The sequence below is a fragment of the Bacillus rugosus genome, from assembly GCF_023238245.1.
GTDB classification, from domain to species: Bacteria; Bacillota; Bacilli; order Bacillales; family Bacillaceae; genus Bacillus; species Bacillus rugosus.
Window position 1 is genome coordinate 654,719 of sequence record NZ_CP096590.1, and the last position, 15,814, is coordinate 670,532.

The 15,814-nt window shown below is 42.6% G+C and carries 11 protein-coding genes and 1 pseudogene; 9 read left to right on the top strand and 3 right to left on the bottom strand.

From position 1 onward, the window contains the following. The first annotated feature begins 255 nt into the window (after nt 1–255). Nucleotides 256–1,251: pseudogene (locus M0696_RS21100) on the top strand (alpha/beta hydrolase family protein). A gap of 87 nt (nt 1,252–1,338) precedes the next feature. Here the strand turns inward: M0696_RS21100 and M0696_RS03455 are convergent. Continuing rightward, nucleotides 1,339–3,840, bottom strand: coding sequence for a tetratricopeptide repeat protein (locus M0696_RS03455; RefSeq protein WP_248602501.1), 2,502 nt, complete (start codon nt 3,838–3,840; stop codon nt 1,339–1,341). A gap of 202 nt (nt 3,841–4,042) precedes the next feature. Between M0696_RS03455 and gutB the strand changes: the two genes are divergently transcribed. From gutB to M0696_RS03490, 7 genes are all read left to right on the top strand, one after another. Further along, nucleotides 4,043–5,104, top strand: a complete 1,062-nt coding sequence (gene gutB, locus M0696_RS03460) for a sorbitol dehydrogenase (RefSeq protein ID WP_222143696.1) — start codon at nt 4,043–4,045, stop codon at nt 5,102–5,104. 72 nt (nt 5,105–5,176) lie between these two features. After that, nucleotides 5,177–6,553, top strand: coding sequence for an MFS transporter (locus M0696_RS03465; protein WP_248602752.1), 1,377 nt, complete (start codon nt 5,177–5,179; stop codon nt 6,551–6,553). Between the two features lie 101 nt (nt 6,554–6,654). Beyond that, a complete protein-coding gene (locus M0696_RS03470) occupies nt 6,655–7,617 on the top strand; it encodes a carbohydrate kinase family protein (protein WP_248602502.1) in 963 nt (320 codons plus the stop codon). Nucleotides 7,618–7,813: 196 nt separating this feature from the next. Next, nucleotides 7,814–8,497: a PspA/IM30 family protein gene (locus tag M0696_RS03475; protein ID WP_166854720.1), complete on the top strand. Its 684-nt coding sequence runs from the start codon at nt 7,814–7,816 to the stop codon at nt 8,495–8,497. A gap of 66 nt (nt 8,498–8,563) precedes the next feature. After that, complete coding sequence (locus tag M0696_RS03480) at nt 8,564–9,589, top strand: TFIIB-type zinc ribbon-containing protein (RefSeq protein ID WP_166854055.1); 1,026 nt, start codon at nt 8,564–8,566, stop codon at nt 9,587–9,589. Further along, nucleotides 9,589–10,356 (top strand): TPM domain-containing protein, encoded by a 768-nt coding sequence (locus M0696_RS03485; protein ID WP_248602503.1) that lies wholly within the window; start codon nt 9,589–9,591, stop codon nt 10,354–10,356. The genes M0696_RS03480 and M0696_RS03485 overlap by 1 nt, the downstream gene beginning before the upstream one ends. A gap of 30 nt (nt 10,357–10,386) precedes the next feature. Then, on the top strand, nt 10,387–11,358 hold the full coding sequence (locus M0696_RS03490) for an SPFH domain-containing protein (protein WP_072565859.1): 972 nt from the start codon (nt 10,387–10,389) through the stop codon (nt 11,356–11,358). Between the two features lie 47 nt (nt 11,359–11,405). Here the strand turns inward: M0696_RS03490 and M0696_RS03495 are convergent, their stop codons facing one another. Then, nucleotides 11,406–12,419 carry a potassium channel family protein gene (locus M0696_RS03495; protein ID WP_248602504.1) on the bottom strand — a complete coding sequence of 338 codons (1,014 nt, stop codon included), beginning with the start codon at nt 12,417–12,419 and terminating at the stop codon, nt 11,406–11,408. Between the two features lie 604 nt (nt 12,420–13,023). On the opposite strand from M0696_RS03495, the gene iolT reads away from it, so the two are divergent. Beyond that, nucleotides 13,024–14,445 carry a myo-inositol transporter IolT gene (gene iolT / locus M0696_RS03500; protein WP_222143700.1) on the top strand — a complete coding sequence of 474 codons (1,422 nt, stop codon included), beginning with the start codon at nt 13,024–13,026 and terminating at the stop codon, nt 14,443–14,445. A 48-nt stretch (nt 14,446–14,493) separates the two neighbouring features. On the opposite strand, the gene bdhA is transcribed toward iolT, so the two are convergent. Further along, on the bottom strand, nt 14,494–15,534 hold the full coding sequence (bdhA, locus tag M0696_RS03505; protein WP_166854051.1) for a (R,R)-butanediol dehydrogenase: 1,041 nt from the start codon (nt 15,532–15,534) through the stop codon (nt 14,494–14,496). Between the last annotated feature and the right edge of the window lie 280 nt (nt 15,535–15,814).

Sequence of the window (15,814 nt, forward strand, 5' to 3'; positions counted from 1 at the left end):
AGTACTGTCAAAGAGAAATCCTGTTAAAATGTCTATTTGTGCTGCTTTTTTTTAGCTACTAAAAGATAATGTTTTCCTTGCAATTAGAAACTAGTCTTTTATGTTAAAGCAACAGAATAATGATTTCCGATCCCCAAAAATTCACTGTTGATGGAGTTAGATTCTTGATGAAATCCGTCCCAACTCTATGGAGACAGACAACCCAATTATCAACTTCTGATATTATTTTTTATGATTATCAAGGAGGACTTAATAGTGCATTTCTCAAAAATGATAGATCGCTTTGCTTTATATGATTTACACAGAAAAAGAAGCAAAGATAAACATTTTTCTGCTGCTTTTACAGTCGATATAGATGATAGAGAGGAATTTTACAGTGCAAATATAGCTGATGTTTCAATTTATTTGAATAAATCTAAAAAAAGTTATAGGGTTGGAACATTTAGTTATGAATCCTTAATTCAAACTGGGAATCTTGTTAATGATACTTTAAAAGGGGAGGTTTTTTTAAATAAAAATGATATAGATTAACCCAATGTCATCTTTGTACACGGTTGGCGCATGGATTCGTACAATAGGATCAAAAAAATATTTCATAATCGTATAATGAACGATTTAGGCTGGAACATGTATTATTATTCTCTTCCATACCATTTTGAAAGAGAACCGGAAAATTCCCTGTATAGTGGCGAATTGATGATTAGTGCAAATATTGATCGTACAATTGAGTCGACAAGACAGGCCATTGTAGATTTACGTGCGTTAATTCACTGGATAAAAGCAAATAAAAAAGGACCTGTTATCATAGTGGGAGTAAGCTTAGGGGGATGGGTTACTAATCTAATTGCTACCCTAGAATCTCAAATTGATGTAATGGTATCAATCTTTTATGCCAATCGCCTTTCTTATTCGATATGGAACACGATCCCAGGTAAATACATAAGAGAAGAATTAGAACAAAATGGTGTGACCTATGAAGATTTAATAAAATATTGGAATATCACAGATCCCAGTCAAGCCTTGCCTAAAGTTAATAAAGATAACATGCTGCTGATTTCTGCTAAACACGATCAATATATTGACTTAAAAAATGCAGATTATTTATGGGAAAGTTGGGGGAAACCCACAAGATATGTTTACAATTGTGGTCATTCTGGTATTGTTCTTTGTCGCAAAAAACTGGCAAATGATACGCTTTCCTTTATACGAGAAAGAATACATACGGGAAAAACTGGTTTAGTACATTTGTAGACCTTAATAAGAAACGAAAGGCCAACTGCAACTTCAGTTGGCCTTTCCTATTTATAGTAAAGAAACTGAGTGAGATTGCTGACAGAACTACTTTGAGTACTTTTCTTTAATCACCATTGTCAGTTCTTCCACCTCACCCCGAATCCCAATTGCAGGCTCCCAAGAATCAATCAAACGAATCGCCTTTTGATTAGATTCCATCGCTTTCGTTTTCTCTCCTTTACGATACAACAGCTGCGCCATCCCATAATAATAATAAATCAGCTCAACCTGATTCGCGTTGTGTTTGTCATAGAGCATTTGCTCAAAGGCTTCTTCTGCTTTCTCAAACTGATCACACTTCACATAAGCAACACCCAAATTGAAATAGGCTTCTATCGTTTTTTCGCCGCCGTACGTGGAGCTGATCTCATTTGCCGCTTCGTATAGTTGAATGGCTTCTTCATCAAGGCCTCTCGCAAAGCTTAGGTCTCCGCGTACCAGTAGAACCCTGTGTTGAATCGTTGGAGAAATCGGTTGATCTTCGATTTCGTTTAAAATTACTTCTGCTTTTTCCTGTTGCCCGGCTTTTAAAAACAGCCTTGCTTGCAGTGCGTGTCCCCATACTTTTAAATCGTGGGCATCGAGATCTTCTGCGTCTGATAGTTCCAGAATCTTCAGTCCGGCCTCAATTTGCTGAAGCGCCCCATCTAAATCATTGACTTCCATCAGTGCCCAGCCTGCTGTGTCGATTCGGAAGAATGCTTCTCGTGTGTGTTGGCCTAATTGGTGGGCGGCATCGGCGGCTTTGCGTCCGTATTCGGTTCGCAGGGGCAGGTTGATTCTGCTTAGAAAATGGCTGATGCGGGTGATGAGTTCGATTAGGGTTTCTTTTTGTCCGGTTTCACTTGTCCATTGGATGACCTTTAAGATGTTTGGCCATTCTTTTTTCATTTGATCTAAATTCCGTCCCAGAAGGTAGCTCCAATAGATAGAGTTGGGCTGTTCCCGTTTTAAATGGGTTTCGGCATAATCAATATAATAGTGAGCCCAGCGGCTGCGGGCTTCTTTTTCATATTCGTGATGTTCAGATAAGTGCTGTTCTCCGTAAGTGACAACCGTTTGATGCGCTAAGTATTGTGTCCTTCCCTCGCTTCGTTCCGGCTGAATCAGGGCATATGACCGCATTTGTTCGATAGCGTAATGAAAACGGCGGGCGTCTAATCCGGCCGCTGCCGCCAGGCTTTTTTCATCCGGCGGCTTGCTGAAAAAGCAAAGTGCTTGCCATAGCTTTCGCGTATCTTCGTTGCATCTGTCCCATGTGCGGCCAAAGAGGAACTCAAACAATTCCAGCAGTGTGTAGCCTGCTTTTCCAAGCTCATGAATCAGCTGCTGAGCGGGTATGTCATCGTCTGACATATAGGCGATGCTGAGTGCCATGGCTTTCGGGTTTCCGGCCGTTGCTGAAATGAATTCGTTCTTCAGTTCAGACGATAGCTGGAACAGCTGCTCCAGCTTTTCCCGTTTATGTGGAAGGTTGCATGTTTGTAAGCAGCGGTGCACTTCTTGCTGAAAAAATTCAAGGGCATCTGTTTGGTCAAGGCCGCTCAGCTGGATGGCCGACATTTCTCCGAAGCTTTCTCGATAGGTTTGCTTTACGTTTTCCCGCGCTGTAAGGAGAACTTTTACGCCTTGCGGAAGGCTGGTGATAAATTCGTGAATGTCACGTTCTGCGGTATCAATGCTGTCAACGATCAGCAGGACCGGTTTTTGTCTTGTGTAATTGGCTAACGCATTGCGGACGACGAATCGTTTTTCATTGATTGATTTATCGATTTGTTCAGCGCGTCCGAGCTGGTAGGCAATCGTATTTAAAAAATCGCTAAAGCTTAAACCTTTCCAATCGGCGCTGACCCAGATGATGCTGTTGAATGCCGGCCAATCTGAAGAATTGCCGACACAGGAATAGGCACCTTCAAGAGCGATTGTGGTTTTACCCATACCAGCCCAGCCAGTGATTAAACAGACTGGTGACGGAGAAAGCATCCATTGCCGTATTGCTTCCATATCAAAGCTGCGTCCGATAAAGTTTCCGGACCAGCGTGATGGTAAGTTATGCATGATTGGATGTTCTGAAAGCGCATTCGTTTCTTGGCCGGGGATATCATGAAACAGCCGCTTTACCGCTTTTTTAATATCGTTATCACTCGGCGCCCCGAATGACCCGTCTTTTCTCAGCGTCTTCGCTTTTTGCAAACAAGACGCCGCCCAGACAGGCAATGCAGGTTTGATAACAGGGATGGTGGTGGTTTCCAGTAGATCGGTCAACCACTCGATATCGAAGTCGGTTTTTTCGAGAATGATCCAGATCATCCCGAACAGTTTTCCATCATCAATTCTTCCGGGAATATAGTTTGCACCCATTTGTCCGATCCAGCTTTTGATCGTGTTAGAGGAGACCCCCAGCTGGAGTGCGATTTTATCTATATAAGAATGTCCTGTTTTTTCATTCTTTTTCCTTCTGACTTTGTAATCAGGATGAAGTTTTAGCGATTTGACGGCAGGTGCCAGCAGTTGTGCAAATTGTTTTCGGTTTTCAAGTTCAGCCATAAGCCTGCACCTCCTATTAGTACTATTTTATCAATCCAGCGTTTTTTGTATATGAAAAAATAAAAGTACAGTGCCGCTGTCCTTTTATACAGCAGGAAAGGCTGTTGAACGTCTTGAAAAGCAGATAAAATGGGGGCAGTAACAGAGAAAACAAAAATGTATGCACTTACATTTTATTTTCTAAAGAAAGGAATTTTGCCAAATGACTCACACAGTACCTCAGAACATGAAAGCGGCTGTTATGCACAACACAAGAGAGATCAAAATTGAAACATTGCCTGTGCCTGACATCAATCATGATGAAGTGTTGATTAAGGTGATGGCTGTCGGAATTTGCGGATCGGATCTGCATTACTACACAAATGGCAGAATCGGCAATTATGTAGTAGAAAAACCATTTATCCTTGGCCATGAATGTGCGGGTGAAATTGCCGCTGTCGGATCATCCGTCGATCAATTTAAAGTGGGAGACCGCGTTGCTGTAGAGCCAGGTGTTACGTGCGGACGCTGTGAGGCGTGCAAAGAAGGGCGCTATAATCTTTGCCCGGATGTACAGTTTTTGGCTACACCGCCGGTAGACGGCGCGTTTGTCCAATATATTAAAATGCGTCAGGACTTCGTTTTTTTGATCCCAGACTCACTTTCCTATGAAGATGCGGCTTTGATTGAACCGTTTTCTGTTGGCATTCATGCAGCGGCGAGAACGAAGCTTCAGCCTGGATCAACGATTGCGATTATGGGAATGGGCCCTGTGGGGTTAATGGCTGTTGCGGCAGCTAAAGCGTTTGGGGCAGGCACAATTATTGTGACCGATTTAGAGCCGCTGAGGTTAGAGGCTGCGAAAAAAATGGGAGCGACTCATGTCATTAATATCCGTGAACAGGACGCGCTTGAAGAGATTAAAACGATCACGAATGGTAGAGGCGTAGATGTTGCTTGGGAAACAGCGGGAAATCCAAAGGCATTGCAATCCGCACTGGCTTCTGTGCGCCGGGGCGGAAAACTGGCGATTGTCGGTTTGCCTTCACAGAACGAGATTCCGCTCAATGTGCCGTTTATTGCAGACAATGAGATTGATATTTACGGGATCTTTCGTTATGCCAATACGTATCCAAAGGGAATCGAATTTCTCGCTTCAGGCATTGTAGACACGAAGCATCTTGTAACGGACCAATATTCGCTGGAGCAGACGCATGAAGCGATGGAGCGGGCGCTTCAATTTAAGAATGAATGTTTAAAAGTAATGGTGTATCCAAATCGCTGAGGAACAGGGAGGATCTTTGTATTCTCCCTCTTGTTTACTGGAAATGAAAACGGATTCTTGGGGTGGAAAATGATGATTGAAACAGAAAAAGTAACGGCAATGCAGGCGAAGCATCACGGTCTGTCCTGGTTTGAACGAATCGGATATGGTTTCGGTGATATGTCGTATAATATTATCTTTCAGTTTGTAAACGCATACCTATTATTCTTCTATACAGATGTCGGCGGCATTCAGCCTGCGGTGATCGCAACTTTGTTTCTTGTTGTGCGGGTGCTGGATGCAATTTTTGACCCGATTATGGGATTGATTTTAGACAAAACGAACACACGATGGGGAAAGGCAAGGCCATATCTCTTGTGGGTGGCATTTCCTTTTGCGTTATTTACGTTCTTATGTTTCACGACGCCTCATTTCGGTGAGACGGGGAATATGATATATGCGTACATCACCTATATTCTGCTTGGGATGTCCTTTAGTATGCAAACGATCCCGGTGAACAGCTTAACGGGGCGGATGACGAATTCTGTGGAGGAACGAACGGTTCTGACCACAACCCGGATGATTTTGGTGTATATCGGAATTCTATTATCCATTTCCTGTGCGACACCGCTTGCAACTGCTATCGGAGGAGAGAATCAGGCGTTTGGATTTCAGATGACAGCGCTCATTTATGCGGCGGTCAGCATTGCTTTGAATCTATTTAGTTTCTTTACTGTGCGGGAGCGGATTCAGCCTAAAAAGAGAAAAAAACAAGGGATCAAAAAGACGTTATCCGTTTTGTTTCGAAACAAACCCTTGCTTGTGTTAATTTCATCATTTTTGGCTTTTGCGATCGGATTTAATATTAAGCTCAGCACGATGGTGTACTATTTTACGTATAACGTAAACCATAAAGAATTCGTGTTTATGGGAACCGTTTTATTTTTCGGGGCAGCTCTGATCAGCAATCTGTTTATTCCTTTCTTTTCTGAGAAGTGGGGCAGAAAACAAGTCATGATCATCACGGCAGCTCTATCGCTTATTTCTTATGCCGGCCTGCATTTTACACCGTATTCTTCGATTACACTCATATTCATTTGGCTTTTCGCTTCAGGATTTTTCACAACGCCTTTAAATACGCTTGCTTGGGGAATGGTTGCTGATTGTGTCGATTTTGCAGAATGGAAAACAGGAGTTCGCGCTGATGGTGTGGTCATTTCCAGTATGAGCTTTATTAATAAGCTGGGTGTTGCGTTAGCCGGGTCATTTTCAGCCATTTATCTAGGAATAGCCGGGTATGTCGCGAATGCAGATCAGACAGTTACGTCATTGAATGCGATTAGAAATATGAATGCCTTAATCCCAGGATTATTCATTTTGATTTCTATTATTCTCATCGCCTTCTATCCTTTAACTGAAAAAAGATATAAGTACATCAACTCTGAGCTGGAGCAGAGGTCTGCGAGATAAATATATGTAAAATTTTTAATATTCGATATAAACGGTTGTATTTATAGCAGAAAGTTATATACTGAGACTGTAATCTAGACTTTATAAATGAGTGTGATAATATGCGTAGTCATTCTGTAGTTTGTATTGGAGAATTGTTGATCGATTTCTTTTGTACCGATGTGGATGTTGATTTAATGGAAGGACGCAATTTCTTAAAAAGTGCCGGCGGTGCACCGGCGAATGTATCAGCCGCCATTGCGAAGCTGGGCGGACATGCTGCTTTCAGCGGAAAAGTAGGCAAGGATCCGTTTGGGTATTTTCTGAAGCAAACTCTAGACGCTGTACACGTCGATACTTCTATGCTGGTCATGGATGAGAAAGCGCCTACAACGCTTGCTTTTGTTTCATTAAAGCAAAATGGGGAGCGCGATTTTGTTTTTAATAGAGGCGCGGATGCGTTGTTTACGCTGGAGGATATTGATCAGGAAAAACTTAACGAAGCGAAAATCCTTCATTTCGGCTCTGCAACGGCCCTGTTATCAGATCCGTTTTGCTCAGCCTATTTACGGCTCATGTCGATTGCAAAAGACAATGGACAGTTTATTTCATTTGACCCTAACTATCGTGAAGATTTATGGAAGGGAAGGGTCTCAGAGTTTGTAAGTGTCGCAAAAAGAGCAATTGCTGTAAGCGATTTTGTGAAAGTCAGTGACGAGGAGCTTGAGATTATCAGCGGTGTGAAGAATCATGAAAAGGGCGTTGCGATCCTTCATGAGACCGGAGCAAAAATTGTCGCTGTGACACTTGGGAAAAGCGGAACGCTTCTTTCCAATGGAAAAGACCGTGAAATCATTCCAAGCATTCCGGTTACATCAATTGACTCAACAGGAGCTGGAGATGCTTTCGTCGGCGCGGCTTTATATCAATTGGCAAACACGGGTCACATTCAATCTGTAGATGCTGATTTTGCGAAGCTGCGTGAGATTGTGTCATTTGCCAATAAGGTGGGAGCTCTTGTGTGCACTAAAATTGGAGCGATTGATGCACTGCCCAGCATAAAAGAGATTGAAGTTTCTTTGTAAACATCGAGGATGTTTCTTGAAAGTCTTTGGACTTTTGGGAGGCATCCTTTTTATATTATTTTTTATTTTGCGGGTAAAAAGTTATGTATTTTTCTGTTTAAATGTCATTTTTTATTAAAAAATGAAACTTTTAACGATAATAAATAGTATATGTAATAAGGGGGTTAACGAAATAGCTTCTAGGAGGAACGATATGATGAGTATAATTGGAAGATTCAAAGATATTATGTCCGCGAATATTAATGCTTTATTGGATAAGGCTGAAAATCCAGAGAAAATGGTAGATCAGTATTTAAGAAACATGAATAGCGACTTGGCTAAGGTTAAGGCAGAAACAGCAGCTGTTATGGCTGAGGAGCAGAGGGCCAAAAGAGCATTACGCGAGTGTCAGGCAGATATGGAAAAGATGGAAAGCTATGCAATGAAAGCACTGCAAGCGGGGAATGAGGGCGATGCGAGACAATTCCTTGAAAGAAAAACTTCTTTGGAATCAAAGCTTTCTGAACTGCAGACGGCGAATCAAATTGCTGTAACCAATGCCGCACAAATGAGAAAGATGCATGACAAACTGGTTTCTGACATTGGAGAGCTGGAAGCACGCAAAAATATGATCAAGGCGAAGTGGGCAGTAGCGAAAACGCAAGAAAGAATGAACAAGCTGGGCGCTTCTGTATCGAGTACAAGCCAATCAATGTCTGCATTCGGCCGAATGGAGGACAAAGTAAATAAGGCGCTTGATCAGGCAAATGCGATGGCTGAATTGAACAGCGCTCCGCAGGATGATATTGCTGATCTGACTGCTAAATATGATACTGCGGGTTCAAGTCAGGTTGATGATGAACTTGCTGCGTTAAAAGCGAAAATGATGCTGGATAAATAATACATAGGAGGCCGCAGCTTTCGGCTGCGGCACCATTTTTATCATAAGATGTGAGAGGGAACGGTAATGATAATATCTTATAAGTGTCCGAACTGCGGCAGTGATATGGCATTTGACAGTGAATCCGGCTCGTTATCCTGCGGCAGCTGCGGAAGACAGGACAATATTGAAAGCCTTCCGAAAGAAAACATTGCGGCGCGGTTTTCCGAAGATGAGGCAAAAGAATATCAATGTGAAAACTGTGGCGCCGTTTTGATCACGGAAGCTGAAACGACAGCGACGACTTGCAGCTTTTGCGGAGGTGCGGCTATACTTGCCGATCGTTTATCAGGACATTTGGCACCGGCGAAGGTCATTCCATTTACAATCAGTAAACAAGAAGCGGAACAGGCATTTCGAAAGTGGTGCAAAAAAGGCCTTCTGACACCAAGAGGATTCATGTCGGCTGATCGTATTAAAAGCATCACCGGAATGTATATCCCGTTTTGGATGTTTGATTTAAATAGTGAAGTACAGGTGAGAGCGAACTGTACCAGAGTCCATCAGTATGAAGAAGGGGATTATATTTGTACAGAAACAGAGCACTTTGAAGCATTTCGTGATATCAATCTCGATTATTTGAAAATCCCTGTCGATGCCTCTGAAAAAATGAAAGACGAATTAATGGACAAATTGGAGCCTTATTCATACGAAGAGCTGAAAGACTTTCAAACGGCATATTTGGCCGGTTATATTGCGGAAAAGTACAATTATACCGATGAGGAGCTTTTTCCGAGGGCAAAAGAGAAAATCAGCAGTTATATAGATTCATACATACATTCTACTTTTTCCGGATATACGTCAGTCAATGTGAGGGACAAACATATTCACACGAAAAACGTGAACAGCTTTTATGTTTTGCTTCCCGTTTGGATGGTCAGTTACGATTATGAAAGAGCAGAGCATATCTTTGCGATGAACGGGCAAACAGGAAAGGTTGTCGGGAAGCCGCCGATCAGTTCAGGAAAAGTGGCGGCATGGTTCAGCGGTATAGCAGGCGGCACATTTCTTGCATTGAAGCTCGTCTCATTGATGATGGGAGGCGGATTTTGATGCGCGGATTTTTTGGGAAAGCGATGCTTGTTATTCTGGCTGTCTTCATGGTAATGCCGGTACTGGGAGTCGAAGCGGCAAGAGCTTCTGAATCACAGCAGCATGTATATGACCATGCCCATCTATTATCAAAAGCAGAAATCGAAAAACTTGAATCTCTCTCGGCAGAGCGGGGTGCCAAGAGGGAGACTGATTTCATTATAGTTACGACAAAAAGCACAAACGGTGAAGATATTGCAGACTATACCGGCGATTTTTATGATCGTTACGGAAAAGGCAGTACAGCCATTCTGACCATTGATATGACAAACAGAGAAGTGTTTATCGCAGGCTTCAAAAAAGCTGAACAGTATTTGGACAACAGCAGGCTAAACAGCATCAGAAATACGATTTCATCTGATTTATCAAATGAAGATTATTTCAAAGCTTTTAAGACCTATATTCAGCTTTCTTATAAAGATATGGGCATAAAACCGGGAGTCAATCCCGACAGCGTGTTCTTTAAATGGTGGTTTCAGCTGGTAGCTGCCATCGCAGTCGGGGGAATCGCGGTTTCAATCATGCTTTATCATGCGGGCGGCAAAGTAACGGTTAATGGGAATACATATATGGATCATCGTACGTCTGATGTGATTGATCAATACGACACTTATATCAGAACGACTGTAACTAGAGAAAGAAAACCATCAAATGATAAAGACAGCGGCGGCGATGGCGGTGTTACGAAAGGCGGCACGTCATACAGTGGAAGCCGCGGCAGTTTCTAGTGGAAAAAAGTAGAGAAAGGAAGAGTTATGATGTCGTTTTTCAGAAACCAATTAGCAAATGTAGTAGAGTGGGAAGAATTTAGAGATGATATGATTTTTTATAAATGGAACAATCGTGAAATCAAAAAAGGAAGTCGTTTAATCATTCGTCCCGGACAGGATGCTGTCTTCTTGAACAATGGGCGAGTTGAAGGGATTTTTCAAGATGATGGCGATTATGATATTGAATCAGAAATTATTCCATTCCTTTCAACGTTGAAGGGCTTTAAGTTTGGGTTTAACAGCGGCATGCGCGCCGAGGTGCTGTTTGTCAATACGAAGGAATTTACCGTAAGATGGGGAACAAAGCAGGCGATCAATATTCCGGCAGCGGGAATGCCTGGCGGGATGCCAATTCGCGCAAACGGCACATTTCATTTCAAGGTGCAGGACTATATCAGCCTGATTGATAAAATCGCTGGCGTGAAGGATCAATACTTTGTAGAGGATATTAAAATCCGGATCACTTCTATTCTGGATCAGCTTCTTATGAAGTGGATCACAAGAGAAGGGAAAGATATGTTTAATCTCCAAGCCAACGCATTTGACATTGCGAAGGGGATTCAAGACGACTTAGATATGCAATTAATCAGCGACGGAATGACGATTACCGGTTTTCAAATCATGAGCTTTAACTACCCTCAAGAAGTTCAAGATATGATTACGAAGAACGCTTCCTACGGTATGGTTGGGGATGTAAACAAATACCAGCAAATATCAATGACGGATGGAATGGCATCCGGAAAGATGAACGGAGGCGGAGCGGCTTCTGATATGGCTGGAATGATGATGGGAATGAATATGGCCAATCAGATGATGAATCAAATGAATCAAAATCAGCAGGTACAGCCATCAGGTTCACAGTCATCTGGCAACGGAAGCAAACCGAATTTCTGTCCGAACTGCGGAACAAAAACCGGTGAAGCCAATTTTTGCCCGAATTGCGGCCAGAAGCTTGTATAAACATCATGCAGTGAAAAGTCCGGAGTGATCAGACACTCGGGACTTTTTTACGCGTTGTCTATTGTCTGTTCCTGAACAGGCCATTTTCTGGCACCCGCTTGGACAATTCCCAGCAGCAATTGACGTCGTTCCTTTAAAGAATTGACGGCAGTTTGAAATGTTTGCTTGGATAAAGCCGGTATGCCTGATTGTTGAAGTTTTGAGATGTCTGGTTCCGGCGGCGCTTGTTCAGCTGGATGGATATAGGCAGTATGAACGGTATCCAAGTAGTTTTTGATACTTGAGCGCGTTTCTTTGATGTGAAGCTGATTCGGCTGATATTGTTCAGGAATGCCGTATTTCAAAATGGTTAATGCCTCATCCAATACAGTGACAGCTATAATGGATGATTCATGGCGCTGCGTGCTATGGTAAAAATGAAGGATAGGGAAGGCGTTATGCTGAGCGGTCAGCTTTCCCAGCTCTGATGAGATAGCGATAAGAAGAAAATCAATCTCGTGAAAATCTTTGCCGTTCCATGCATTCTGGACAATTTCTGTTCCATCACGCCCCAGATTCAATACACTTTGGGCAAATGAGCGCTTTTGATTAACAGCACTCAAGACGGAAATCAAATATGTGACAGAGAATGTGATGGTAAGCAGGCCTTGAGCCGTTTCAATAACCGTGACAAGCTTCCATAGGTCTCCGTTCGGTGCGAGGTCGCCATTTCCTAATGTAAACATGACATAACCGGAAAAATAAATTCGATCTGACCAGGATGCCGGTTCTTTAGATTGAGTTTCCACGAGTGAATGGGGGTCACTTGAGAAAATCAAAAACCACCCGCCCCAAAATAAAATGATCCATATCACTAGCGTCAGGCATAACAGCAGAGGGCCTGCCATACTTAGAACCTTTGCGTGGTCTCCGCTGATTTTGCGGCAGCCTTTCCATAGCCATGCAGACAGACATCTTGTGATGGGGCCTGCACCGCTCTCTAACCATAATGTGGTCCATAAAAAATCAATCATCCCCGCTGTCAACAAAATAAGACCTGCAATGACATAAACCTCATTCAACTTTGTTGCCTCCCCTGAGCCAGCCATTTTATTTTCTTTTATTACCTTTTATCTTGAGTCTGAAACAATTGATTGAATGTTTGATAAGAGATCATTGCTAGAGAAGAAAATCAGGAGAAGTTACCCAACACTTACTCATTTTAATTATATTAGCAGATGAACAGAAACTCACAGAGATTTTGACTTGTTTTACACAATATTATAAAGAAAAAAGTTCATTTTCCCCTTGATTTGGTGATTTTCCTTTTATTGAGTAAAAAATTTTCAGAAATTTATATTGACTGAAAGCGTTTTAATAATTATGATAATATCAGATATAACTAAAATGTCACTATAATATTACTATGATAGAACTATGAAGTGACTATAAAGTAACAAAACATCAAGTGTGTGCACAAAGAAATACCCACTGTTCTTTCAGTGAAAAATGAAATCGCTTCCAAGTGAACTGACATGCTAAGAAGAAGGGAAGGTTATGAGGCCATTGGAGAAAAACATGATGAATTTTTTCTGAAGCCTGCTTACGAATTGTGAGGAAGGCAGCCCTAGAATAAGTTTTTGAAATACGTATTAATCGATTTTGAAAAAGACTGGGGGAAACAGTATGAATAAACAAGGCAATCAAATGTCATTTTTACGTACTATTATTTTAGTCTCGACTTTCGGCGGTCTTCTCTTCGGTTATGATACCGGAGTGCTCAATGGAGCTTTGCCGTATATGGGAGAGCCAGATCAGCTTAACCTCAATGCCTTCACAGAGGGGCTTGTCACCAGTTCGCTTCTTTTTGGAGCCGCGCTCGGTGCTGTGTTTGGCGGTAGAATGTCTGATTTTAATGGCCGCCGCAAAAATATTTTGTTCCTCGCTGTTATATTTTTTATTTCAACAATTGGATGTACGTTTGCTCCAAATGTAACGATCATGATTCTCTCCCGTTTTGTGCTCGGAATCGCGGTCGGGGGTGCATCAGTCACGGTTCCTGCTTATTTAGCAGAGATGTCCCCTGTGGAAAGCAGGGGGCGGATGGTGACGCAGAATGAATTGATGATTGTATCAGGACAGCTTTTGGCCTTTGTTTTTAATGCAATCCTTGGTACAACAATGGGGGACAACTCCCATGTGTGGAGATATATGCTGGTCATTGCGTCGCTTCCAGCCGTATTCCTGTTTTTCGGCATGATCAGAATGCCTGAGAGTCCTCGCTGGCTCGTTTCTAAAGGTAGAAAAGAAGATGCTTTGCGTGTATTGAAAAAAATCAGGGATGAAAAGCGGGCGGCATCTGAGCTGCAAGAAATTGAATTCGCTTTCAAAAAAGAAGATCAGCTTGAAAAAGCGACGTTTAAAGATCTGTCGGTCCCATGGGTTCGCCGCATTGTGTTCATTGGGTTAGGGATTGCAATAGTACAGCAAATTACAGGTGTAAACTCGATTATGTATTATGGAACTGAAATTTTAAGAGATTCTGGTTTTCAAACGGAAGCCGCTTTAATCGGAAATATCGCCAATGGCGTGATCTCGGTATTGGCAACGTTCGTTGGAATCTGGCTTCTTGGTAAAGTAGGCCGCCGGCCGATGCTGATGACAGGCTTGGTCGGTACGACAACGGCATTATTGATGATCGGGATATTTTCACTAGTGTTTGAAGGATCACCGGCACTTCCATATGTGGTCCTGTCATTAACGGTTACATTCCTTGCTTTTCAGCAGGGCGCGATTTCACCAGTGACATGGTTAATGCTTTCTGAGATTTTCCCGCTTCGCCTTCGCGGTCTGGGAATGGGCGTCACGGTTTTCTGTCTGTGGATGGTGAATTTTGCAGTCAGTTTCACTTTCCCGATACTGCTGGCCGCCATTGGGCTGTCCACAACGTTCTTTATCTTCGTTGTATTAGGAATTTGCTCTGTGCTGTTTGTGAAGAAGTTTTTACCGGAAACGAAAGGACTTTCGCTTGAACAGCTGGAGGAAAACTTCCGCGCTTATGATCGCGGCGGGGCGAAGAAAGATTCCAGCGCTGAAGTGATTGGATAAGATAAAAAAAGAATCCGCATACGCGCGCGGATTCTTTTCGGTTTCAAATTAGTTAGGTCTGACAAGGATTTTGACTTGGTTTTTCTCTTTAATAAGTGCCCCAAAGCCTTCCTCGATCAAATCGTCTAATACGATTTTTTTCGTTACGAGTTTGTCAGCTGAGAAATAGCCTTCTTTCATTAATGACAATACAGCCGGGAAGATATCGCGGTACCCGATAATTCCTTTGACTGTACGTTCTTTGATTACGATGTCGTTCGGGTGGATTTCAGCGCCTTTTTCCCAAATGCTGACGATGACTGTTTCACCGGCAATTGCAGTAGATTGGATGGCTTGTCGTAACACAACTGGAACGCCAGTGACTTCGAATGCTACGTCAACACCGCCTCCTGTACGTTCTGCAATCTCGGCTACTACATCGTCTGTTTTGGACGGATCAACGATGATCGCTCCAAGCTCTTCAGCTTTTTGCTGGCGTTCAGGCGAAAGCTCTACAGCGTAAATATCAGTCGCGCCAGCAGCCTTCAGCGCTTCAATCACAAGAAGTCCGATCGGTCCGCAGCCGAATACAGCTGCTTTGTCACCGGCTTTGAGTTTGCTTGAGCGGACAGCGTATAAAGCGACCGCAGAAGGCTCAACGAGCGCACCTTGTTCGTATGATAATTCATCAGGAAGTTTGAACAACAGCTCTTCATCGACAGAGACGTATTCAGAGAAACCGCCGCCTCCGCCGGCTAAGCCGAGGAATCCCATTTGCTCATCAAGGTTGTAGGCGCCCTGGTGGCCGTGTGTTGCAAAAATCGGTTCGACTACGACGCGGTCTCCAACTTTATAATTTTCAACGCCTTCTCCGACTTCAACAACTTCACCGGAGAATTCATGGCCCATTGTGACAGGTGCTGTTTCATTCGTTAATGGATGCGGTTTGTCAACCGGAATAAAGATCGGTCCGCCCAGATACTCGTGTAAATCACTGCCGCAGATGCCGCACCATTTGACTTTGATCTTTACTTTTCCCGGCTCCGTTTTTGGCTCTTCAATATTTTCAATACGGATATCCTTTTGGTTATGCCATCTTGCTGCCTTCATGGATTACCACTCCTACATCTTTTGATATGAGTAATTCCGCACTGATCAATATGAACTGTTCACAAAATCGCCATTTTTAAAACCAAAAAAGAAATGAAATTTTTATATAATATAATCTACGTTTTTTTGAAAAAAGAAACTTTGAAGAAAAAAGAGTCTCGCACACTCTTTTTTCTTTATTATGAGAGAGTATGAGTTGTATACACAACTATGAATTTGGTTTGAACAATACGGTAATGGTTCGTTCATATTGAATGCGTTAACTACTCTATCAACAATT